At 29.4% G+C, this 22,017-nt stretch carries 20 protein-coding genes and 1 pseudogene; 1 reads left to right on the top strand and 20 read right to left on the bottom strand.

Annotation, left to right across the window (positions count from 1 at the left end; translation table 11 throughout):
* Positions 1–12: 12 nt before the first annotated feature.
* From pseB to ACWPW7_RS12485, 4 genes and pseudogenes are all read right to left on the bottom strand, one after another.
* A pseudogene (pseB, locus tag ACWPW7_RS12500) lies at positions 13–990 on the bottom strand (UDP-N-acetylglucosamine 4,6-dehydratase (inverting)).
* A 1,374-nt stretch (positions 991–2,364) separates the two neighbouring features.
* Positions 2,365–3,351, bottom strand: a complete 987-nt coding sequence (gene pseG / locus ACWPW7_RS12495) for a UDP-2,4-diacetamido-2,4,6-trideoxy-beta-L-altropyranose hydrolase (protein ID WP_454053770.1) — start codon at positions 3,349–3,351, stop codon at positions 2,365–2,367.
* Between the two features lie 377 nt (positions 3,352–3,728).
* Positions 3,729–4,184 carry an acyltransferase gene (locus tag ACWPW7_RS12490; RefSeq protein ID WP_454053769.1) on the bottom strand — a complete coding sequence of 152 codons (456 nt, stop codon included), beginning with the start codon at positions 4,182–4,184 and terminating at the stop codon, positions 3,729–3,731.
* A gap of 472 nt (positions 4,185–4,656) precedes the next feature.
* Complete coding sequence (locus ACWPW7_RS12485; protein ID WP_454053768.1) at positions 4,657–5,847, bottom strand: flagellin N-terminal helical domain-containing protein; 1,191 nt, start codon at positions 5,845–5,847, stop codon at positions 4,657–4,659.
* 528 nt (positions 5,848–6,375) lie between these two features.
* Between ACWPW7_RS12485 and ACWPW7_RS12480 the strand changes: the two genes are divergently transcribed.
* On the top strand, positions 6,376–7,497 hold the full coding sequence (locus tag ACWPW7_RS12480; protein WP_454053767.1) for an IS4 family transposase: 1,122 nt from the start codon (positions 6,376–6,378) through the stop codon (positions 7,495–7,497).
* A gap of 366 nt (positions 7,498–7,863) precedes the next feature.
* On the opposite strand, the gene ACWPW7_RS12475 is transcribed toward ACWPW7_RS12480, so the two are convergent.
* From ACWPW7_RS12475 to ACWPW7_RS12400, 16 genes are all read right to left on the bottom strand, one after another.
* A complete protein-coding gene (locus ACWPW7_RS12475) occupies positions 7,864–8,217 on the bottom strand; it encodes a hypothetical protein (protein WP_454053766.1) in 354 nt (117 codons plus the stop codon).
* A complete protein-coding gene (fliD, locus tag ACWPW7_RS12470) occupies positions 8,217–10,073 on the bottom strand; it encodes a flagellar filament capping protein FliD (RefSeq protein WP_454053765.1) in 1,857 nt (618 codons plus the stop codon). Before fliD ends, ACWPW7_RS12475 begins: the two co-directional genes overlap by 1 nt.
* Before the next feature lie 183 nt (positions 10,074–10,256).
* The gene (gene fliS / locus ACWPW7_RS12465) at positions 10,257–10,643 is read right to left on the bottom strand and encodes a flagellar export chaperone FliS (RefSeq protein ID WP_454053764.1); all 387 of its coding nucleotides are present in this window, start codon (positions 10,641–10,643) and stop codon (positions 10,257–10,259) included.
* Between the two features lie 25 nt (positions 10,644–10,668).
* The gene (locus ACWPW7_RS12460) at positions 10,669–11,043 is read right to left on the bottom strand and encodes a flagellar protein FlaG (RefSeq protein ID WP_454053763.1); all 375 of its coding nucleotides are present in this window, start codon (positions 11,041–11,043) and stop codon (positions 10,669–10,671) included.
* A 14-nt stretch (positions 11,044–11,057) separates the two neighbouring features.
* The gene (gene csrA / locus ACWPW7_RS12455) at positions 11,058–11,273 is read right to left on the bottom strand and encodes a carbon storage regulator CsrA (protein WP_039632477.1); all 216 of its coding nucleotides are present in this window, start codon (positions 11,271–11,273) and stop codon (positions 11,058–11,060) included.
* A 1-nt stretch (position 11,274) separates the two neighbouring features.
* Positions 11,275–11,700, bottom strand: coding sequence for a flagellar assembly protein FliW (fliW, locus tag ACWPW7_RS12450; RefSeq protein ID WP_454053762.1), 426 nt, complete (start codon positions 11,698–11,700; stop codon positions 11,275–11,277).
* A 251-nt stretch (positions 11,701–11,951) separates the two neighbouring features.
* Positions 11,952–13,136, bottom strand: coding sequence for a flagellar hook-associated protein FlgL (gene flgL, locus ACWPW7_RS12445; RefSeq protein WP_454053761.1), 1,185 nt, complete (start codon positions 13,134–13,136; stop codon positions 11,952–11,954).
* A 12-nt stretch (positions 13,137–13,148) separates the two neighbouring features.
* Positions 13,149–14,870 carry a flagellar hook-associated protein FlgK gene (gene flgK / locus ACWPW7_RS12440; RefSeq protein ID WP_454053760.1) on the bottom strand — a complete coding sequence of 574 codons (1,722 nt, stop codon included), beginning with the start codon at positions 14,868–14,870 and terminating at the stop codon, positions 13,149–13,151.
* A gap of 12 nt (positions 14,871–14,882) precedes the next feature.
* Complete coding sequence (locus tag ACWPW7_RS12435; protein ID WP_454053759.1) at positions 14,883–15,293, bottom strand: flagellar protein FlgN; 411 nt, start codon at positions 15,291–15,293, stop codon at positions 14,883–14,885.
* Between the two features lie 2 nt (positions 15,294–15,295).
* Entirely contained in the window at positions 15,296–15,571 is a 276-nt protein-coding gene (gene flgM, locus ACWPW7_RS12430) for a flagellar biosynthesis anti-sigma factor FlgM (protein ID WP_454053758.1), read from the bottom strand.
* Positions 15,572–15,987: 416 nt separating this feature from the next.
* Positions 15,988–17,139 (bottom strand): flagellar motor switch phosphatase FliY, encoded by a 1,152-nt coding sequence (gene fliY, locus ACWPW7_RS12425; protein WP_454053757.1) that lies wholly within the window; start codon positions 17,137–17,139, stop codon positions 15,988–15,990.
* On the bottom strand, positions 17,132–18,127 hold the full coding sequence (fliM, locus tag ACWPW7_RS12420) for a flagellar motor switch protein FliM (RefSeq protein WP_454053756.1): 996 nt from the start codon (positions 18,125–18,127) through the stop codon (positions 17,132–17,134). Before fliM ends, fliY begins: the two co-directional genes overlap by 8 nt.
* Before the next feature lie 34 nt (positions 18,128–18,161).
* The gene (locus ACWPW7_RS12415) at positions 18,162–18,560 is read right to left on the bottom strand and encodes a chemotaxis protein CheW (protein WP_291567742.1); all 399 of its coding nucleotides are present in this window, start codon (positions 18,558–18,560) and stop codon (positions 18,162–18,164) included.
* Positions 18,561–18,572: 12 nt separating this feature from the next.
* Positions 18,573–18,932: a response regulator gene (locus tag ACWPW7_RS12410; RefSeq protein WP_039632460.1), complete on the bottom strand. Its 360-nt coding sequence runs from the start codon at positions 18,930–18,932 to the stop codon at positions 18,573–18,575.
* Positions 18,925–19,542 (bottom strand): chemotaxis protein CheC, encoded by a 618-nt coding sequence (locus ACWPW7_RS12405; RefSeq protein WP_291567745.1) that lies wholly within the window; start codon positions 19,540–19,542, stop codon positions 18,925–18,927. Before ACWPW7_RS12405 ends, ACWPW7_RS12410 begins: the two co-directional genes overlap by 8 nt.
* A gap of 16 nt (positions 19,543–19,558) precedes the next feature.
* Entirely contained in the window at positions 19,559–22,009 is a 2,451-nt protein-coding gene (locus ACWPW7_RS12400) for a chemotaxis protein CheW (protein ID WP_454053755.1), read from the bottom strand.
* Positions 22,010–22,017 lie beyond the last annotated feature (8 nt).

The following is a 22,017-nucleotide window of genomic DNA, read 5'->3' as shown; positions in this document are numbered from 1 at the left end:
CACCTTTCCTCACTATTCAAAGGTAAGTTTATTTAAAAGCCCTTTAAGTTCTTCTACCTTTAACCAATTAACATTATTAGAAGAATTGTATTCAAAGCCTTCTTCAATTAGCATTCCACCAATCAAAATTAGGATAGATTATATAGTGATTTTCATACTCATAAGTACTTCTAGAGTCATCCTTAGTTTTCATAACTTCATGAAGCTTCTCCCCTTCTCTAATGCCTATTTCTTTAAAAGTTCCCTTAGAGTTCATAGCCATAACTAAATCTATAATTTTAAAAGAAGGTATTTTTGAAATATAGGTTTCTCCACCCTTAGATTCTCCTAGTGCTTTAATAACCAAATCTACGCCTTCTTCTAAGGTAATCCAAAATCTAGTCATTCTAATATCAGTAATAGGTAATACTGTATCTCCTCGATCTAACACCTCTTTGAAAAATGGAATAACAGAGCCCCTACTTCCAGCAACATTTCCATATCTCACTACTGAAAAAGTTATACTTCTCCCTCCAGTGTAGGCATTAGCAGAAATAAATAATTTATCTGAAACTAATTTTGTACCGCCATACAAATTTATAGGGTTTACCGCTTTATCTGTAGATAGAGCAATTACTTTCTTTACTCCTCTATCTTTAGCTGCATCTATAACATTTTGAGCTCCATGGACATTTGTTTTCACTTGTTCAAAGGGGTATATTCACAGGAAGGTACTTGCTTCATTACCGCAGCATGAATTACATAATCCACTCATTTAAAAGCTCTATATAATCTATCTTTATCTCTTACATCACCTATAAAAAATCTGAGTTTATCTATTTTATTTCCTAATTTATTTATAAACATCTTTTTAATTAAATCCTGTTTAAATTCATCCCTTGAATAAATAATAACCTTTTTAGGATTATATCTTTAAAGAACTATCTCTACAAATTTTTTCCCAAAGGATCCTGTTCCACCAGTTATTAAAATAGTCTTATCATCTAACACCACTTCCCCTCTCCCTCCCTTAAACGTAAAGGTTCTAAGTATTTATATATAGAGTTTTACAAATTATTCTAATTTCTATAATAAAAGTTCTTCTTTAGGAATTAAAAATTAAGAATGAAAAATGAAGAATTATAATTAAAACTCCACCATCAAAACCGTTGGAGTTTTTTAAATGGATTTTATTTCAAGAAATTCACCTTCAGTGAATTTCATCCTAAATTCTTCATGCTTAACTATTAATTCTTAATTTTCAAGAGGTCAAGCTATCTTTTAAAAAGCACATTTTTTAGGTACATTTTAACCTTTAATATTCAATGCCCATATATAACTACTTCCTTATATCCTATGAATATATAAAAGATTTTGTACATAGGACTTTAAATTCTTTGCTGCAAAGTAAAATTATAGTTCTAAAAGTAATTATGGGTAAATTATTTCAGAAGATGCTGTGAATTGCCCTCCACCCCTGGGGAACAGTAGTGAAGCCCTTTAGGGTTGCCCTGAGGTGCAGTAGAGTTTGGTACAACACCAAAGTTTTAATCAATATTAATGTAGATATTCAATGTAATTAAAGTATTGTTTAATAATATAAGTACTGTGACGTATCCTAAGGTTTATATAGGAAATAGTACATATTGACTTTATTTAGCTATTCTTATTTTGTTTGAAACTTAAAGTTTTCATTATAGATTTAGGGAGAAAAATTTAAAGACTTCTCCAAATTGGAGAAGTTTCTATAATTGAGAATTCTTTATTTAATTAAATTTTATTAATATTAATGACTTCACGCACTTCATTTATTACATCTTTCCATCATTATTATTCATTGCTAGAAATAGTAGTAAGGTGAGAATTCTTTCATAAAATTCCTCAGCTTTAGGACATATAGATAAGCTGTCTTAAAGCTTAATGTATATCGCTATGGTACTTTAATTCTCAATGCAAAATGCACAATGTATAATTAAGTTGAAATTATTTTTTATCAAAATAATTTCTTAATGGATTTTTTAACTAGCAATACAATTGCTAGTTTTCCACCTCTGGGGAACAGTAGTGAAGCCCTTTAGGGTTCCCCAGAGGTGGAGTATAGCTCGGAGCAATACTAATAAATTTAACTAATACTATGGAAAGGCTACATTTGCTAGTACTTAATTGTAGGGTCGAACAGTGTTCGCCAGTTCTTTTTAATACGTTTTATAGTTTAATATTTATTCAATAATATATGACGAACATTGTTGGTCGCTACAATTAATCAATTTTAAATTTCTCAGCTTTTGCTGAGAAATATCCATAATTCTTCATTCTTCATTTTTTATTCTTAATTCCCAAATAAAATCTTTATTATGCAAATTAAGATATTAATCGCTTACTTGTCTAATCCTTTAATATCTTCTTAATTTCTTCTACTAATCTTAATATTCCATCACTTTGAAAATACTTTTCCATATTTTTCACTATTTTATTTCTTATATCTATATCACTAATATAGTCTATATAATCTAATATATTATTATAATTCTCTACAATTTTAATAAGTCCTAATTTATTCATTGTCTCTCCAACAGCTCTTTGATTTTCTGCTGTAATTAATCCTAAGGTAGGAGTTTTGCAAAGACAAAGTTCATACAAGGTACTACCACAGGCAGAAATAGCTAAATCGCAGTTTATCATAAGCTTTGACATTGATGGATTTTCATAAATGCTTATATTAGAATTATTCTTTTCTAAGTTTCTAAGAGAAGACTTTAAATTTTCATTAAAGGCTGAACCTAAAACCACGTAAAGATTATAGTTTGTAGAAAGTAACCTCTCTGTCAATTTTAAAGATAAGTGTTTTTCATCACTTCCCCCAGTGGTTATAAGAATATTTTCTATATCTTTAATTTTTCTTGTAAAACTTCTCCTAAATTCTTCTCTAACCATCAGATACTTTGTCCCTAAAAATAATTTTGTATTTTCATTAGTTTTATACTTATGCTCAGTACCATTTATATTTTGATTTATAATAAAATCCACATTAAAATTATACAAATTTAAATCATCTATATATCCAGTTTTAGAAAAATACTCTTTTGTTATATTAAAATATTCCTCATCCACATCATAACTATCAGTAATTAAACAATATGCATTTATATTCTTTAATTCATTATAAAAGTTCTCCTCACTGACTGTTATAACAGCGAAATCTTCCTCCAGTATTTTTTCTCTACTAGCTAAATAATTATTATTAGAATCTTCTTTATAAATATAAAAGACATAAAAATATTTCCTAAGCTCCTTAGCAAGTATTACAGTTCTCATAATATGCCCCATACCAATTGACCTTCCACCTTCAGCCCGTATAACAATAGATTTCAAAATATCACCAACCTCATCAATTGACAATTGAGAATTGACTATGGACAATAATGTAGGGGCGAACAGTGTTCGCCCGAAAATTCCAGTCTGCTCTCATTATCATAGATTTAACAGACAATTTATATTTCAATAAATAATATTTCAAAATATTATCTTAACACTAAAAGTGATAAATATATTATTATGACAAATCATATTTATTATAGTTATAATTCTATAATTCAGTGATATCAGATATGCAAGTGAAAACTGGCGAACAATGTTCGCCCCCACCCAAAACTAGCAATGAAATTGCTAGCAGAAAATCTATTAAAGAAATTAATTCACTAGAATTAATTTCAACCTTAATCCTTCATTCTTCATCGTTAATTCTTAATTCATTTAATGGTTTTAGCCGGTATTCCTCCTACTACTGTGTAATCTGGTACATCTTTTGTTACTACTGCTCCTGCGGCTACTACTGAGTTTCTTCCTATGGTAGCTCCTTGAAGTATAATTGCCCCATAGCCTATCCATGCTCCAGTTTTAATATGAACACTCTTTTCATTTCCTCCCTGCATACTAATAGGCATAGAGATATCAGAAAAATTATGATTGTTAACTGTAATAAAAACATTTGGTGCTATTAGAACCTCATTCTCAATAGTTATAGTGGCTCCTCCTAGCTCGCTGCTGCCATGAAGCTGAGTTCCTCCTCTTAAAATCACATTATTTCCTATATAAATATTCTTTCCTCCTACAATAGTAACAAAGGGTCTTAAATCACTATTATTTCCTATATGTCCAAACTTATTTTTAATAAACCACTTTCTTAGTAGCTTAAATCTAATCATCCGATGAGTAGCACCAAGATCTGGTCCAATCCTATCTATTAAAAATTGCTTTATAATATTTATAAGCATCACCCTTAATCAATTGATAATTGACTATGGACAATTGACAATTACGGATACTTCTCTCTTAAAAGAGAAGCCTTAATTGATTTTTCAAATTACCCTATATAATCTATTGAAATTAATTAATATTTTTCAAAAATATATAGTAATATTTCCCAGAAAATAATTATGGCTATTGTATTATATGAAGGAAACAAATAAATATTGACATAAAGAAAAACCAGCTAGTTCTATGCCGATTTTTATATAATTACTATTTTTAATTTTATGATTTCAATTTACATATTTATTAATTATTATATGTATACTGTATCTTAGTAGAAGCATTTTCCACAGAGGTATCTTATAAATAGAAAAAAACTCCCCTATTTCTAGGGCAGTTTTATATATGAATTTATCAATTATATAATTATCTTAATAATTGAAGAACTCCTTGTGGTTGTTGGTTAGCTTGAGCAAGCATAGCTTGAGCAGCTTGTTGAAGAATATTGTTTTTAGAGAATGTCATCATTTCTTTAGCCATGTCAACGTCTCTTATTCTTGATTCTGCTGCTGTTAAGTTTTCACTTGATGTATTTAAGTTATTTATAGTATGCTCTAATCTATTTTGGAATGAACCAAGTTTAGATCTTTCAGTAGAAACATTATTAATTGCACTATTAAATTTCTCTACTGCAGCAGCTGCACTTTCATGACTGCTTATATCTAGAGCTGAACCTATTACATCATCATTCATTCCATTTGTTATTCCATTAAGTTCTTTTTCTGCCTTAGTTAATGTACCAGTTAAATCAGTACCCTCATTCTTAAGATCTGTTATCTCTTCTGCATCTTTTCCAGTAATTTCATACTTTCCATCTGCATTTATTTTTAATTCAGCTTCTTTTCCTGCAGCTTTTATTGCCGCATTTACTTTCTCAACAATCTCTTCTTTAGTTACATCTGTTCCAGTAGTAGCAGCTCCAGTTACTATATCAGTTGCTGTTCCATCAATAGTTACTGTTAATTTCTCACCATCTGCTACATTTATATTAGCAGCATTAGTAGCTCCAGTCATAGTTACTTCTTTTTGAGTATCTGTAGAAATATCTAGTGCTTTTGTATCTACTTTAGAAATATTAATTGTTAAAGATTGACCTTTATTAGCACCAATTTGTAGTTTAGCAGTAAAGTTTTTGTCTCCTTGTCCTGCTAATACTTTTTGTTGGTTAAATTCTGTAGTATTTGATATTCTATTAACCTCTGAAGTTAATTGGTTGATTTCTTGTTGTAATTGAGCTCTATCGTCTGTTAAGTTAGTATCGTTAGCAGCTTGTACAGCAAGTTCTCTCATTCTTTGAAGAATTGCATGAGTTTCATTTAATGCACCTTCAGCTGTTTGAATTAGAGATATACCATCTTGAGCATTTCTTGAAGCTTGGTCTAAACCTCTGATTTGTCCTCTCATTTTTTCAGAAATCGCTAATCCTGCAGCGTCATCTCCTGCTCTGTTAATTCTTAATCCTGAAGAAAGCTTCTCCATAGATTTCCCAGAATTTCCGATGTTGATTCCCATGTTTCTATGAGCGTTTAATGCGTTCATATTGTGATTAATTATCATAATAAGTACCTCCTTGAATTTTACATTGCACTTCCATGTGCAAAATTTTATTTATTTGTTTTACAATATAATTATCGTTGATTTTATATATACTTTATAGTTTTTTTAAAATTTTTTTTATTTTTTTATTTTTTTGTTTTAAAAGCATATATTTAGCATTATTATATGCCTTAATTCATTGATTAACTATATGGATAAACACTATTCTCCTAGAAATTTCAACAAGCTACCACTATAAAAAATTAAATAGGTAATTTATATTATAATAAATAATATTAAAAAATATTATCTCATCATTAAAATTGTAATTAATATAATAAAAAAATGGGGAATACTGTTCACCGCTACAAAAATTAATTTTAACCACAATTATGCATTGTGAACTGTGAATTGTGCATTGAACTAAGTGCTGCGCCTTAGGGGTTTTAGTGTTGTATCTTTGAATAAGTATCCTAAATTACCTAAAGAAACCTTATTGATATTTTAATAAGAATATTATTAAAATTGTTTTAAAGGAGGTAATTTATCATGATCAGCAGAAAAATGGAAAAAGTTTTTATAAAATTAATTAAACCAATTTCTAGGAATAAAGTAAATTATTTAGCAAACACGTACAATAGTGATTTCAAAACAAAAACTTTTGATACTTTTTCTCACGTAAAATCAATGATATTTCTACAGGTTTCTAATTATAACTCACTTCATGCTTTAGTTGATGTTTATAAGGAAACACCAAGTATGCAAGAACTTTTTAACTTACCAAGTATATCTCAAATATCTCGTAAAAATGAACAAAGAAATTATCAGGTTTTCGAAAAAACTTTTCAAGATATTGTGAGCTATTTTGTAAAAAGAGTTGGGTTTAATAAAGCGTCAAAGAAATTAGGAAATATAAAAATTATGGATTCTACTACAATTCAAATAGCTGCTAAATTAGCTCCGAAGCTTTATTATGAATGTGAAAAATCTTCAATTAAATTTAATATACTATATAACTATACAAAAGATATTCCTGAAAAAGTTAATATATTTCCTTCAAAGATTAGGGATATGGATTGTATAGACAACATTATTATGGATGATGGAAGCATATATTTATTTGATAGAGGATATCGTAGCTATAAGTGGTATAGTGCGCTTTATGATGATAAAATTCAATTTATTACTCCACTGTATACAGATGCTAAGGTGTTTTATTGTGGGGAAAGATATTGTTCAAAAGACAATGTATTAGATAGAGATATATTATTAGGTGCCAATGCAATTAAAAATAAAGATACAGATGAAAATAAAAGAGTATATAGGGAAATTACTTATACTGATATTAACAGTAAAAATGAAGAGGTAGAAATAAGATTATTAACAAATATGCGTAATATATGTGCAAGAAAGGTAATTTATCTTTATAAAATAAGATGGAAAATTGAGTGCTTTTTCAAGTGGATTAAGCAACACCTAACAATTAAACATTGGATAGGTCACAATGAAAATGCACTCAAAATACAGATTTACTCTGCATTAATATCTTATATATTATTGCAAATTTTAAATATAGAATCTAAAAAGAACATGACCATGTTAAAAGTAATACGAATAATACGAACTAACTTATTAATGAATGTTCAAGATATTCCACTATTTGGAACATGATTTTAGCAAAAATTTAAAAATTTTTTAAAAAATACTCGCAATAATATTTGCATTATTACTGTAAATATATTGAAAAAAACATGTAAATTGCTATTAAGTATAATAATTACCTATAAATTTATCAAATAAATATTAACATGTGTTTCTATATTTTATTTTTCTTGGAACGATGCAACACTAAAACCTTAGGGGAACCCGAAAGGGCTTCACTACTGTTCCTCAGGGGTAGATATAAAACCTGGCGAACAATGTTCACCTCTACAAATGTGGATTAAAGAAATTAATTCGTTAGAACTAATTTCAACCTTAATTGTGAATTGTGAATCATGAATTGTGCATTGAAAAAGGGAGTTTTCACTCCCTTTTTTAAGCTTTATCATTTATAAAATATATATTTCTATAAAAGCTACTATGATATTCATTATTGGCAGCTTTACTTTGCTTTATAGCAATTAGCTTTTCTTTTAGTAACTCTTTTTTTTCTATAGATAGTTTATTTAATAATTCCTCTGAAGATGGTATATTTAGCTCTTTTGAAATAGTAGAAAATTCCTCAGTAGTATGGTTTAAAATATTTATAGAATTTATAATTTGTTGTTTTTCACCTAATAATGGTTGAAGCTCATCATAATTACTGTCCTCTAAAGGCTGAGATAAAATATCAATTAATTTATCATTAATATTTTTATACTCCAATAATAAGTTTTTTAATTCACTCATTATTGCCCTCCACCCATTTGTTGAGCAAACCATGCCTGTTGTGAGTTTAGAGAATTCATAGCTTTTTCTAGCTGAGCAAATTGCATATAAAGTCTGTCTTCTCTCTCTTTTAATTTTCTAGTTTGATCTAATATTATTTTATCTTTTTGATTTATGCTTTTAGAAAGTACATTATTTTTTTCTGTAACATTTCCTTCAAGCCCTGCTTTTTCAAGAAGTATACCTCTATACCCTTTACTATTAGGACCAGTTCTAGCATAATCTTCAATTATATCACTTATTCTGCTAAATATGCCTTGCTCACTATTTCTTACTTTTCTTTGGTCTGGTTTTAAATCAGGGTCATACATTGAATAAGTAGTAGATTTTTTAGTAAATAATTCTATAACCTTTTCTGGATCTTCTGTAAAAGCCTTCTCAAGCTTTTTTTCATCTATGGCAAGCTTACCACCATCAAGATAATTTTTTGTAGTATTTATTCCTATAGCCTGTAGTGAAGTATCATTGCCGTCTACCTTTTGAAAGAAAACATTTCTTAATTCTCTCATCATTTTTTCAATATAAGGGTCACCTTTTATAATACCTTCTTTAGCCTTTTCTTCCCACCTTTTAATGTCCTCTTCTTTCATATCTTTCTTTTGGTCATCTGTAAGTGGTGGAAATTTATAGTTTTTCTTTTGAGTAGTCAATTTATTAGTTTTTTCTACTAATTTATTATAGTCTTCAATAAATCCTTTAATTAAATCTACACCCTTTTGAGTATCTCTAGTAACAGTAAACTCCATATCCTTACCTGAGTTTTCAGCTGAAGTTTCTTTTAAATCGTAGGTTATTCCATTAATAGTAAATTTATTAACATTTTTAACAACTTCTGCATTAGTTCCATCTGGTTCTGTAATGATGATTTTTGCATTTTCACCAGTACTTTCTAGCTTCTCAATATTAAGACCTTCTAATACTTTTCCTGATTTGTCAGATAGATTTAATTTTACTTCACTTCCTGTATTTTTAGTTTCAAAAGAAAACTTTCCACTTAATTCATTAAAGGATAGTGTAACTTCTCCTTTTGTCTTTTTTGATACTTCTGAAATTAATTGAGAAACGCTCTGAATATTATTAGTTATTTCAATTTCAATTGGTTCTTTTAATCCTGTATAATCTATAGTAAATTTCTCCCCTGTATTTATATCTAAATCACTTAATCTAGTAGATAAGCTTGTCTTCATATTAGAACTAAGTTTAGACATTATTCCAGTACTATCCTCAAAATTGATAGCCTTATTTAATTTCATACTTCCATTGTCAATTGTTAACTCTACCTTATTGTTTGTTTCACTATTAATTTTACTTTGAAGCTGCTCTATAGTCATATCTTTATTATCTATGATAATTGTGGCAATCTTTTCATCTCCATTATCCATATATCTAACACTAAGCTCTGAATCTTTTACTATTCCTAACTGACTTAGCTTAGTACCTTTAATAGCTTCTTCACTCTTCTCTACTTTATCATTAGAACTTATTTTTGCACTTTTTGCTATTTTTTCTATACTTAACTTATATTTTCCTGCCTTAGCTGAAGAATCAGCCAATATATTAGCTAGCTTATCTTCAGTATCTACCTTTACACCATAGTATGAATTATTACTTAATAAATAATTATCCTTATTTAATATATCAAAATATTTTGACTTTAAATCCCGAGTATCCTTTATTATATCTTTATAAATTTCTTGTTGCCACTGAAGGATTTGTTTATCTTGATTTGTTTTATCCAATCTCATCTTATATGGCTTAAGCATTTCTTGAATCATTTTATCTGTATCCATACCAGTAGCCAGTCCACCTATTCTCATGTTAAAACATCCCCTTTGTTTAATTAATAATTAAGAATGAAAATAAAGAATTTGGGATGAAACTTAACAATTGTTAAGTTCCTTAAGTAAATCCTTTATTTTTATTAATTAAAAAACGTAGTTTTTTTCACTATAATTCTTCATTCTTAACTCTTCATTTTTAATCATAATGCGTATAAGTTGTTACTTTTTTACTGATAACTTATATGCTTCATTCCATAGGTCTCTTACCTCTTCTATTAATGGAATTACCTCATCCATAATTTTTACGTCTTTTTTCATGTTTGCTTCTGTTAGTCTATGATTTATAAATTCGTAAACTGCATATAAATTTTCCACCCATTCTCCTCCAGCATTTTTATCTAGAGAGATCATAAGCTCATAAAATATATCCTGTGTTCTTACTATGTTGTCATGTTTTTTTTGAATGTCATTATCTATGATAGCTTGTCTTCCTATTTTAGAGTATTTTACTGCTCCATCTAATAGCATCAATAACAGCTGCTCTTTAGAGGCATAGTTTACACTATTATTTTTATAGGTATTATATGCATTACTATAAGCGTTCAATTTAAACCCACCTTTTTTGGAATTTTTATGCTTTTTTATCTAGTAATACACCAGCTATTTCACACATAGCGGCAACCATATCTAATATTTTTCTTGGTGGAATTTCTCTTATAACTTCTCTAGTTTCCTTATCTACAATTTTCACTATATAAGCATTAAATACATCGTGTTTTTCATACTCTATACAGGATTCCTTATCACTAAAGAATTTATTTAGTTTATCCACCGCAATTTTTAATGTTTTTTCTTTAACCTTCTGATAGTTGCCACTTTCTAATGCCAGCGTATTTTTATCTGAAGCTATAATGTTCTCATCTTGGTCTACTCTTTTGTTTTCAAGATTCATACCATAATCCACTTCCCTGTTAATCATGGTATTATTCATTGCTCCTATTTTCATATTTGCACCTCACATTATTTTTTTAGCTTACTTAAAATTGAACTATCCATTATGATAGCATTTTTGTTTTCTTCAGTTACTTCTTCCTTCAATTCCTTTCTCAGGATAGTAACATCTTTAGGCGCCTTTATAGACAATTTTACTGAACCATTATCTGCTTTTACTATTGTTATTTCTATATCATCTCCAATTAATATGGATTCACCTTTTTTTCTACTTACAACTAACATCTTATTTCTCCTTAAATATCGGTTCTTTTATTTTATAACTCTCATTGTCTATTATAATTTGTTTTCCTAATTTACTAAACCTATTAATAACAATTGGAGCCTTTAAATTAGTTGTAATTTTTTCTATATTAGAATTTAAGGTTACAGTGGTATATACCATAACTTCATTTGGTTCTTTAATCTTTAGTTCTTCTACAATATTTTCCTCTAATTTAAACTCATAATTTTCTTTAACCATAAAAGGAGAAATTAATATTATACCTAAATCCTCCTCTATGGAGTGAATAACACTAAAGCTATCATTATCCTTTAGAGGAAATACAACAAACTTTCTTAAATCTTCAAATCCTGGTAATCCATTTTTAAAGTATATAATATCTTCTTCACTATAATTTATTACTCCATGATGCTTACTATTTAATTCCATATTAACTACCCCTTCTACAATTGAGAATTGACGATTGACAATTTTATTAATTAAAAATTAATAATGAAGAATTAAAAATTTGTGGATGTTTCTTAGCTTTTGCTAAGAAACTTAGAATTGACCTCTCTTGGAGTTACTTAATTGCTTCCAAGAGAGATATGTTTAAGAAATTAATTTGTTAAAATTAATTTCATCTACAATACTTCATTCTTCATACTTAATTCTTAATTATCACCCCCTGGGGTGATTAACTATCTTAAATAATCTATAAGTGATGGTTGTAATATTTGAGCGCTGGTTTGCAGTGCTGACATATATACAGTAAGCATTGTAGCATATTCGATAGATTTTTCTACAACGTCAACATCTTCGTTGTGAGATAATATTTCAGTTAAATTCATATTTTGTTCTTTATTTAAACTTTCAGCACTTTCCATACGATTTTGCATAGCTCCAACCTTAGAACGAACAGTTAAAAAATTGCTTATAGCACTATCCATTTTAGCTAAATCTTCATTAGCAACCTTAGTTAAATCATCCGGATTATCTAAATGACTTGTTATTTCTTTTAGTAATTCGCTTAAATTAAGTTGTTCTACTTTATCATTTCCATGCTCATCTTGACATTTATACTTAAAGTTAAGAACTTCTGTAGCACTTATACTATAGTCTATAACTACCCCCTGAGATATTTCTATTTTAAGAGGTTCGCCAATTTGTTTAATTTCATTATCTTCAGCTAATATAAGTTGAGGTCCGCTACCATCATCCTCTACTTTAATTATATCTCTACTTATTTGGTCAGCAAGTTTATTTTTAACGTCATCAATTTTAGTAGCATCTGTTAATTTAAACTCAGTAACACCATTTTTATCAATTTCTACCTTAACTACTCCGATAGAAATTTCTTCTTTAAGATTTTCTTTAATTTTATCAATTTCTTTTTCCATTGCTGTAGCTAGCTTTAATTGAGTATTTCCATTGCTATCGGTTTCTACTGCTGTAGGCTTTTTATCTCCTCTAGTACCTCCAAGTATATATTTACCATCAAAGGTAGTATTTAGCACTTGAGAAAGTTCAGCAATTTTCTCATTTATTTCATCTTTTATTGCTCTGTGTTCTTCGCTTCCATAGGCAGCATTAGCTGATGAATGCATAAGTTCTCTTATTCTAGCAAGAGCTTTGCCTGATTGATCTAATGTTGTATCAGTAGTACTTAGCCAGTTTATTGTATCCTTAATATTAGAGTTATATTGCTCGTTGGCAGAAATTTGCCCATACATTTGCATAGAACGTGATACAGCAAAGGGATTATCAGAAGGTCTTTTAAATGCCTTTCCTGAAGTTCTTTGTTCTTGAATTTTTTTCATATTATTAAGATTTATATACATATCATTTAAAAAACTATCAGATAACATTCTATCAGTTATTCTCATTACTTCACCTCATTATCTCTTTAATCCGTTTATAACCACATCTAATAATTGGTCCACAGTGGATATCATTTTAGCATTAGCTTGGAAGGAATGTTGGAATTGAATTAAGTTTATCATCTCTTCATCTCTATTTACTCCTGATATAGAATTTCTAGAGGAAACTAATCCTGATAACAATGAATTTTCATTTGCAATTTTTCTCTTTGCACTCTCATTATCAACACCAAGTTTATTTATACTGTTAGTAAAATATCCTTCTATTTTCATACCAGAAGGATCATTTATAAAGGTAGGTATTCCGTTAGGTTTAGCCTCTCCAAATTTATTATCTTCTTTAAATTTCTTTAAAGTTGTATCAGACTTTACATTTTGAATTTGAAAGGCCATATCTCTAAGTTGAGCTATAGCAAGTGCTCTTTTACCATCAGTAGCTCCTGCTTTACCGTCTGCCCCTACATTTATACGCATTACATCTTCTAAGATATCATCGTTTATAGCAATATTTCCAGCAGTTATTCCTTTTCCTGAATCGTCTGTAGCATACTTATCATCAATAGCTCCATCAATCTTCTTTATACAGAAGAAATTTATATTATTGCCTTCTACATCTCCATGAATGGCATTAACAGATAATGCTATGGTTTTAGCTAAAGTATCTAATTTAGCAATATAATTATCTGTATCCTCTTGAATACTTTGAGATCCACTAATTCCACCTGCTTTTGGTTTAAAAACTGAGTTACTAACATCTTTGTATTCTATCGTTTTTGTTATATCTACTTCTTTTCCAGAATTATCAACTAAATCTCCATCTTCATTAGTTATTAACACTCTACCTTCATTTAAAGATTTATACTCCTCTTCTGATAGTTCCATAGTAACTGTCACTGCACTATCAGGATTTGTTATATCTCCATTTTTGTAATAAGTTACAGTATATTCATCAGCTCCAGCAGCCTTTTTTATATCGCTTACATATGCAAACTTATGAATTTCTTCTGAATCTATATTTCTTAATAAATCTACATCATAACCTTCTGGCTTTAGTGTCATTCCATTTAACTTTTTATTACTAGTAGATATTCCAAATTTGGTACTAAGTTGATCTAACAGTAAGTCTCTAGTGTCTAAAAGGTCATTGGGATTATTTCCTGATACAGTAATAGTTATAATTTGTTTATTTACTGCATTAAGTTGTTCAATTAAACTGTTTACCTCAAATACAGAATGTTGTATTTCTTTTTGAGTATTAGTCTTAACATCATTAAGCTGTTTATGAACATGATTTAACTCTTCAGCTAGCATCTTTGCCTTTTGTGCTACTACCGTTCTAGCTTCTGATTTTTCAGGATGATCAGATAGAGTTTGCCAAGCATTGAAAAACTCTGATAATAACTTTGATATTCCTGTATCTCCTGGTTCATTGTATATACTTTCAATTTCTGATAAATATTTTTGTCTCATTTCTTCCATGCTTTTATTACTAGTTGCTCTTCTTATTTGAAAATCTAAGAAACTATCTCTAGTTCTTTCTATAGCTGCAACAGTTACTCCTGTTCCAATCTGCCCTGGACCAGTTAAGGTTATTGGTCTTGCTGTAACCAGTCTTGCCTGTTGCCTTGAGTATCCTACAGTACCAGCATTGGCCATATTATGGCTTGTTACATTTATGGAAGTTTGTTGTGCAAACATAGCTCCCTTCGATGTGTTTAAAGTTCCAAATAGTCCTGACATTTTTTCACCTCATCATTTTCTAATTTTTCCATAGGAATTGTATACATTACTATTGTCCCTTGGTTTTATCATACTTAACATTGAATTTGTAAAGCTTAAACATTGCTTTATCAACATTTCATTACTTTCCTTTTGAGTTCTTGCAGATTCTAAAGTCATGATGCAGTTATCATAATATTTTTCAAGTTCACCATCATTTGACTCATTAATGATCACATTCATAGATTCACTTCCTATTAATTGTCTTCTTTCACTTTCAATTACAGCAATGTTTCTGTTGGCTTCTTTTAACTTAGGAATTATTCCTTCTAATTGGAATACATCATTAGCAATGATATATTCATGTTGTTCTTCTAATAATTGCAGTAGCTTTTTAATACTATCTATTTGTTTTAGTAAAGTTTCCTTTAGCATTTCAACCATAGTTAATATTCTCTTCCTTTCATATGGTCTATAAGTTTTTCAGCTACTAGTTTACTATCTACCTTATAAGTCCCCTGTGATATTTTTTCTCTAATCTTTTCTATTTTTTCTGCAGAAACTCCAGAAAATTCTCCATTAGAAAAACTATTTAAAGTTTTACCTAAATCAGATATCTCACAGCTATCTTGATGCTTCATCTCTTGTATTTTCTCTTGCTTTGCTTTATTAGCTTTGTATGAACTAATAGCTATAATATTTGATGTATTATTTATTTTCATTTCTACACTCCTACCTTAATAATAAAAGTAATTGCTTATATGTTTTATATCGTCATTATATATAAAAAGTTTATATTTAATTAAATTCTTTTTTATAGTAATCTCTTGGTTTTATCGCCATTTTTCACCATTTTGCTTTATTGATATATCTTTTAAAAAATAACTTACATAATTTGCATATATAAATGCTAATTATAAGTTATTAAAAATTAAAAATGAAGAATGAAGAATTTTAGGAAACTTCTCAGCATTAACTGAGAAGTTTAAAATTGACCTATTTAAAAGTAACTTCGTACTTTTAAAATCTAATAAAAACCAAAGGTTTTTATTAAAAATCAATTAAAAAGCATAGCTTTTTTCACTGCAATTCTTCATTCTTCATTATTAATCCTTAACTATTATCGTAGATTAATTAATTATTTTCCAAGAGTTTTAACTCTATCTTCTCCACTTATTATTCCTGTGATTTTAACACCAAAATTTTCATCTACAACTACAACTTCACCATAGGCAATTTTTTTGCCATTTACTAATATATCTACTGGTTCTTCTGCAAGTTTATCTAATTCAATTAAAGACCCTGTTCCCAAATTTAATATGTCTCTAACATTCTTTTTCGTTCTACCAAGAACTACTGATACCTCAAGAGGTACATCCAAAATTAAATCAATATTTTTAGGCATAATATGATTTTGATTTTCTGGTAACTGAGTAAAAGTTGCCTCTCTAACTTGAACTGGCTCTTTATAGCTTTCAATAGGCTTATGATCGTATTGAACATTATAGTTTTCATTGTAACCCATGTCTTTGCTTTCCCCCATTGATGATTCATAATTTTGAGCTGGTGCACCTGCTCCAGAGCTCATTTTCGGCTCTGAATCAGCTTTAGCTGGTTCTTCATCGGTTCCCATCATTATGCTAACTATTTTTTGTGCTGTAACAAGTGGCAATACTTGCATTATGTTACTATCTATTAAGTCTTCTATTGTCATTCTAAAAGATATAAATGCTACATTTTCTTCATCGCCTATATCTTCAGCAATAGGTGTTGTATTTTCATCGCAAACACTTGAAACTGGAGGAGAAATATTAACTTCTCTTCTAAACATAGTTGCCATTGAAGTAGCAGCAGAACCTATCATTTGATTCATCGCTTCTGAAACAGCACTTATTTCTATTTCTGAAAGTTCTAAGGCTTTTTCTACCTTTCCATCTCCACCCATCATTAGGTTTGCAATTACTGCTGCATCGTTTACCTTCATTATTAACAGGTTTCCGCCAGCTATTCCACTGGTAAACTTAACATCTAAAATTACATTAGGAGTTTCAAAGCCCTTTTTTATTTCATTTAAAGTACTTACCTTTATAGTTGGAGTGGTAATATTTACTTTTTTCCCAATAATGGTGGAAAGTGCTGTAGCTGCAGATCCCATTGATATATTTCCCACTTCTCCAAGTAAGTCTTTTTCAATATCGCTAAAAACATTTTTATCACTGGTTGTTTTTGGAGTTTCTCCACCATTTAATAGTGAGTCTATTTCTTCCTGGGACAGAAATCCGTTATTCATCTTCTTCCACATCCTTATCTGTAAAGTCTAATATCTGAACTGCCCTATTTTTACCATATAATCCTGGCTTACCACTATAGGTTAACTGTTCTTCTACATAAACCCCAATAGGTTCTTGGATATTACTATTTAAGGTTATAACATCTCCAACATTTAATTCTAAGAAATCTTTAACTGTAATTTCCGCTTTACCTAATACTGCTTTTAGGTCAACATCAACTACCTTTAATCTTTTTTGTAATTTTTCTCTTGACTCTTTAACTAATGTTTCATCATCTTCTCTAAACCAGTATTGAATTACTAGTTTATCAAGCACCTTTTCCAAACTTAAAAATGGAATACAAATATTCATAAAAACATTGGTATTAAACATTTCAATTGTGAAAGTAATAAGAGCCACTGGCTCATTTGGCGCTAGTGTTTGATTCAGAGCTGGATTTGTTTCTATATTTTCAATTTCTGGCTCAACCTCTAAAACGTCTTCCCAAGCTAATCTTAAGTTAGAGATTAATCCTGAATTTAACGTCTTTATCAAATTTTTCTCAATTTCTGTAAGTTCTTTTAGCATAGGTTTCTTGCTTCCTGAACCTCCAGCTAAAACATCATAAATTCTCAATACAAATTCTGCATTAGTTTCAAGTAGTATTTGTCCGCTAAAAGGTGGCATTCTAAAAAGTGTTAACACCGTAGGGTTTGGAATAGAATGTATAAATTCCTCATAGGTTATTTGTTGAACACTTTCCACTTTTACCTTAATATTACTTCTAAGCTGTGCAGTTAAATAGTTTGAAATTATTCTGCTATAGTTATCATGAACAAGCTCTAAGGTTCTAATATGATCCTTAGAAAATTTTTGAGGTCTTTTAAAATCATAAGGTTTAGCCTTAACTTTTTCTTCTTTTTCCTCTAAAAAATCATGCTCTAAATCTCCAGAAGATAAAGCATTCAAAAGAGCATCTATTTCGTTTTGAGATAATACTTCTGACATTACCCTACCTCATTCCTTAAATATTATAAAAAATTTATAATATTAATTTATCTAAATCGATTAATGTAATAATTCTATCTTTTAGATTTATTACTCCTTTAATATAAACTTTTTCTTTTTCATTATAAACTTTTTCTATATGACTATCTTCAATGTCTAAAACTTCATCTACAGCATCTACAGTAATTCCTACTGCTTCTTCTTTCAAATCTAAAATTATAATATTTTGGTCCTTACAATTACTTTCTTTCATTTCTAAAATAAGATTAACATCTAAAACTGTTATTATAATTCCTCTTAAATTTATTAACCCTTTTATATACTGTGGAGATTTTGGTACTTTAGTAATCTCCATCATGTCAGAAATGCTCTGTACTTTATTGGTTTCAACTGCAAACTGTTCCTCACCAATCCTAAATATAACAACTTGCATTATAAATCCTCCCTATCCAACTACCTTATTGATAGCTTCTAAAACTCTATCCGCTTGGAAAGGCTTAACTATAAAATCTCTCGCTCCTGCTCTTATTGCATCCATAACCATGGTTTGTTGTCCCATAGCACTGCACATAACTATTTTTGCTGCTGGATCAAATGCCTTTATAGCTTTTACTGCTTCTATCCCATCCATGTCCGGCATTGTTATATCCATTGTTACTACATCTGGTTTTTCAGCTTTATATAGCTCAACAGCTTTTATCCCATTCCCAGCTTCTCCTACAACTTCATATCCATTTTTCTCTAGTATATCCTTAATCATCATTCTCATAAAAGTGGCGTCATCAACAATTAATACTCTAGCCATTTAAATTTCCCTCCATTAAACCTAACGATTTTAAAATTTTCTCTAGTGAACCAGGCATTGGAATATAATAAAAATGCCCGTTAAGTTTTTCGTTTTCTTGTACAAATTGTGTTTCAATGTCTAATATATAGTCACCATATTGACCTGACTCCATAAAGCTTGTAGATAATATGGCACCCATCATGTCTGAAGTTACTGCTGGTACAGATGGTACCAGCAATAAATTTGTCATTTTTGCAATAGCATTCATATAGGTTGTAAAAATTATATTTCCAAGTTCTCCAAGTATTGAAATGCCCATTTCATTTATTTCATCACCGCAATTACTGCATAAAGTGTTTACGATATTTGAAAGTGACTGCTTTTCAATTATAAAAAGCATGTTTCCTGGTGCATCCCCGAGAACTCTAATAATAACAGCATAAACAAATTGTTCTGCATTAGATTTTTCAAAAATATCCTCATATTGAATTAAATTAACCGTAGGAAAGGTAATATCTATTTTTTTGTTTAGCAATTGTGACATTGCTGTTGCAGCATTACCTATTCCAATGTTACCAATCTCTCTTAAGGCATCTAATTGAATTTCATTAAATACTGTATAGTCCAATAGTAACCGCACCTCCTTATGTTAATGATGCAACATCTAATATTAAGGTTACTAATCCATCTCCTAAAATTGTAGCACCTATATACTCTTTCATGCTTTTTAATGTCTTCCCAAATGGTTTTATTACTATTTCTTGCTGTCCTAGTAGTGAATCTACAAGTAATCCTACTTGCTTTTCTCCTACCTTAACCATAACTATATATTTTTTACCATAACTTTGTTCTTCTAAACCTAATTTTTCATTTACCCTTATTAGATTTATTACATTATCGTTATAAATAATGACCTCTTTATTATTAGTCTTTTTAATTAGAGATTCTCTATATTCTATAACTCTATCTATATATCCTAAGGATATAGCTATTGTTTCACTTCCTACTTTAACAAGTAGTGCTTGAATTATTTGAAGTGTCAGTGGCAATCTTATAACAAAGCTTGTACCTTTTCCCAGTTCGCTGATAGCATCTACAGTTCCACCTAGAGTAGAAATTTTAGTTTTAACAACATCCATTCCCACACCTCTTCCAGATATATCTGTAACCTGTTCGTTAGTACTAAAGCCCTGACTAAAGATTAGATTTTTAATATCTAAATCACTCATACCTTCAGTATTAATTCCTACTCTTTCAGCCTTTGCCTTAATTTTATCTACATCAAGACCTTTTCCATCATCCTCAACTTTAATTACAGCCTTTGTTCCTTCTGAATAAGCTATAAGCTTAATCTTACCTTGAGGATTTTTACCTGAACTTATTCTTTCCTCAGGACTTTCAACTCCATGGTCTGCTGCATTTCTAAGTAGATGTATCAGTGGTTCTCCAATTTCCTCTATAACTGTTCTATCAAGTTCAGTGTCTTGGCCTAGTATTTCTAATTCAATTTCTTTGTTTAATTCCAGTGCCAAATCTCTTATCATCCTTGGAAATCTATTAAATACCACATCTAGTGGAAGCATTCTAATTTTCATAACTAAGTCTTGCAAATCTGAAGTGCTTCTTGCTACCTGTTCCAGTGTTTCATTTAAATCTGGAATCTTATGGCTTAAACTTATTTGCTCTAACCTAGTTCTATGAATAACCAATTCTGAAACCATGTTCATAAACTTATCTAATCTTTCAAGATCAACTCTTACAGATTGTCCAACGGTTCTATTTTTATTAGATTTTTCATGAGAAGATTTTTCACCACTTTTAACTGGTTGTTTTTTCCCCTCTTCTTTTTTCTTAGGTTTGTTATTCTTTACAATTTCCTTTGGTTCAGTTGCAATTTTTTTAGAATTAGCTTCAGTTTTTATACCCTTATTTTCTATGGAGTTAAAGCCTAATTTAACCTCACTGTTTTTTATATTTTCTGATTCTATGCTAAAAATTCTAATCTCACTTATTTCCGAGATGCTATTTAATACATCCCTTATTTCCTCTTTTGATTTTTTAGTTAAATAAGCTAATTGTATATCTAGATCAAAGTTTTCTGTTTCTAAATCTTCTAGTACAGGGATAGCTTTAATTATTTCCCCATGCTCCTCTAAATTTTGAATTATTATAAAAGCTCTAGCAGATTTTAATATTGTACCTTCATCTAATACTAAATGTATATTATAAGCATTAAATCCACTATCTTTCGCTTGTTTAATCACACTAATATCATATTCATTGAACTCAATATGATCTTCTTCACTTTTCACTTCATTATTTTTAATATGTTCTACTTCTGCATTATAAATACTGACGCTGCTTATTTCTGAAATACCACCTAGTATTTCATTTACTTCTTCCATTGACTTTTTAGTTAAATAAACTAGCTGTATATCAGAGTCAAAGTTTTCTGCTTCTAAATCTTCTAATACTGGCACAGATTTAATTATTTCTCCATGAGCCTCCAGATTTTGCATTATTATAAATGCCCTAGCAGACTTTAAAACTGTTCCTTTATCAAGGGATACATGTATATTATAAGCATTAAATCCCTTATCCTTTGCTTGCTTAATTACGTCAATATCATATTCATTCAGTTCGATTTCTTCTAAAGTGCTTACTACTTCCACCGTAGCAGGTACTGAAGCAATTTGTGGTTCTTCCACTGTTTCATGCTCTTTAGAAATTCCTTCTAGAGCTTCCACTATTTCTTCTATATCAACCTCTTCTTCATTATCCTCTGCAATATTATCAACCATGTTTTCTAAGGTATCTAAACATTTAAACAATACTGTTACAACCTTTGGTGTAACATTTAACTTACCTTCTCTAAAGTTTGAAAGTACATCCTCCATCTTATGAGTAAGTTCAGCTATGGTATTATATCCCATAGTTGCTGCCATACCTTTTATAGTATGAGCCACTCTAAATATTTCATTTAGTTTTTCCTTATCATTTGGCTCCTGTTCCAGGATAAGAAGACTTTCATTTAAGGTTTGAAGGTTGTCCATAGATTCTTCTAGAAACATTGAAAGATATTGTGACGTATCCATACTATTCC

The organism is Clostridium sp. Marseille-Q7071 (assembly GCF_965112025.1).
Note: the sequence above shows the minus strand (reverse complement) of the source record. Positions and strands in the feature narration are given on the sequence as shown.

Excerpts from the sequence above, each read along its gene's own strand:
- ACWPW7_RS12490 (WP_454053769.1), bottom strand. The coding sequence starts at position 4,184 with ATGATTAGATTTAAGCTACTAAGAAAGTGGTTTATTAAAAATAAGTTT.
- ACWPW7_RS12485 (WP_454053768.1), bottom strand. The coding sequence starts at position 5,847 with ATGATAATTAATCACAATATGAACGCATTAAACGCTCATAGAAACATG.
- ACWPW7_RS12480 (WP_454053767.1), top strand. The coding sequence starts at position 6,376 with ATGATCAGCAGAAAAATGGAAAAAGTTTTTATAAAATTAATTAAACCA.
- ACWPW7_RS12475 (WP_454053766.1), bottom strand. The coding sequence starts at position 8,217 with ATGAGTGAATTAAAAAACTTATTATTGGAGTATAAAAATATTAATGAT.
- fliD (WP_454053765.1), bottom strand. The coding sequence starts at position 10,073 with ATGAGAATAGGTGGACTGGCTACTGGTATGGATACAGATAAAATGATT.
- ACWPW7_RS12460 (WP_454053763.1), bottom strand. The coding sequence starts at position 11,043 with ATGAAAATAGGAGCAATGAATAATACCATGATTAACAGGGAAGTGGAT.
- csrA (WP_039632477.1), bottom strand. The coding sequence starts at position 11,273 with ATGTTAGTTGTAAGTAGAAAAAAAGGTGAATCCATATTAATTGGAGAT.
- fliW (WP_454053762.1), bottom strand. The coding sequence starts at position 11,700 with ATGGAATTAAATAGTAAGCATCATGGAGTAATAAATTATAGTGAAGAA.
- flgL (WP_454053761.1), bottom strand. The coding sequence starts at position 13,136 with ATGAGAATAACTGATAGAATGTTATCTGATAGTTTTTTAAATGATATG.
- flgK (WP_454053760.1), bottom strand. The coding sequence starts at position 14,870 with ATGTCAGGACTATTTGGAACTTTAAACACATCGAAGGGAGCTATGTTT.
- ACWPW7_RS12435 (WP_454053759.1), bottom strand. The coding sequence starts at position 15,293 with ATGGTTGAAATGCTAAAGGAAACTTTACTAAAACAAATAGATAGTATT.
- flgM (WP_454053758.1), bottom strand. The coding sequence starts at position 15,571 with ATGAAAATAAATAATACATCAAATATTATAGCTATTAGTTCATACAAA.
- fliY (WP_454053757.1), bottom strand. The coding sequence starts at position 17,139 with ATGAATAACGGATTTCTGTCCCAGGAAGAAATAGACTCACTATTAAAT.
- fliM (WP_454053756.1), bottom strand. The coding sequence starts at position 18,127 with ATGTCAGAAGTATTATCTCAAAACGAAATAGATGCTCTTTTGAATGCT.
- ACWPW7_RS12415 (WP_291567742.1), bottom strand. The coding sequence starts at position 18,560 with ATGCAAGTTGTTATATTTAGGATTGGTGAGGAACAGTTTGCAGTTGAA.
- ACWPW7_RS12410 (WP_039632460.1), bottom strand. The coding sequence starts at position 18,932 with ATGGCTAGAGTATTAATTGTTGATGACGCCACTTTTATGAGAATGATG.
- ACWPW7_RS12400 (WP_454053755.1), bottom strand. The coding sequence starts at position 22,009 with ATGGATACGTCACAATATCTTTCAATGTTTCTAGAAGAATCTATGGAC.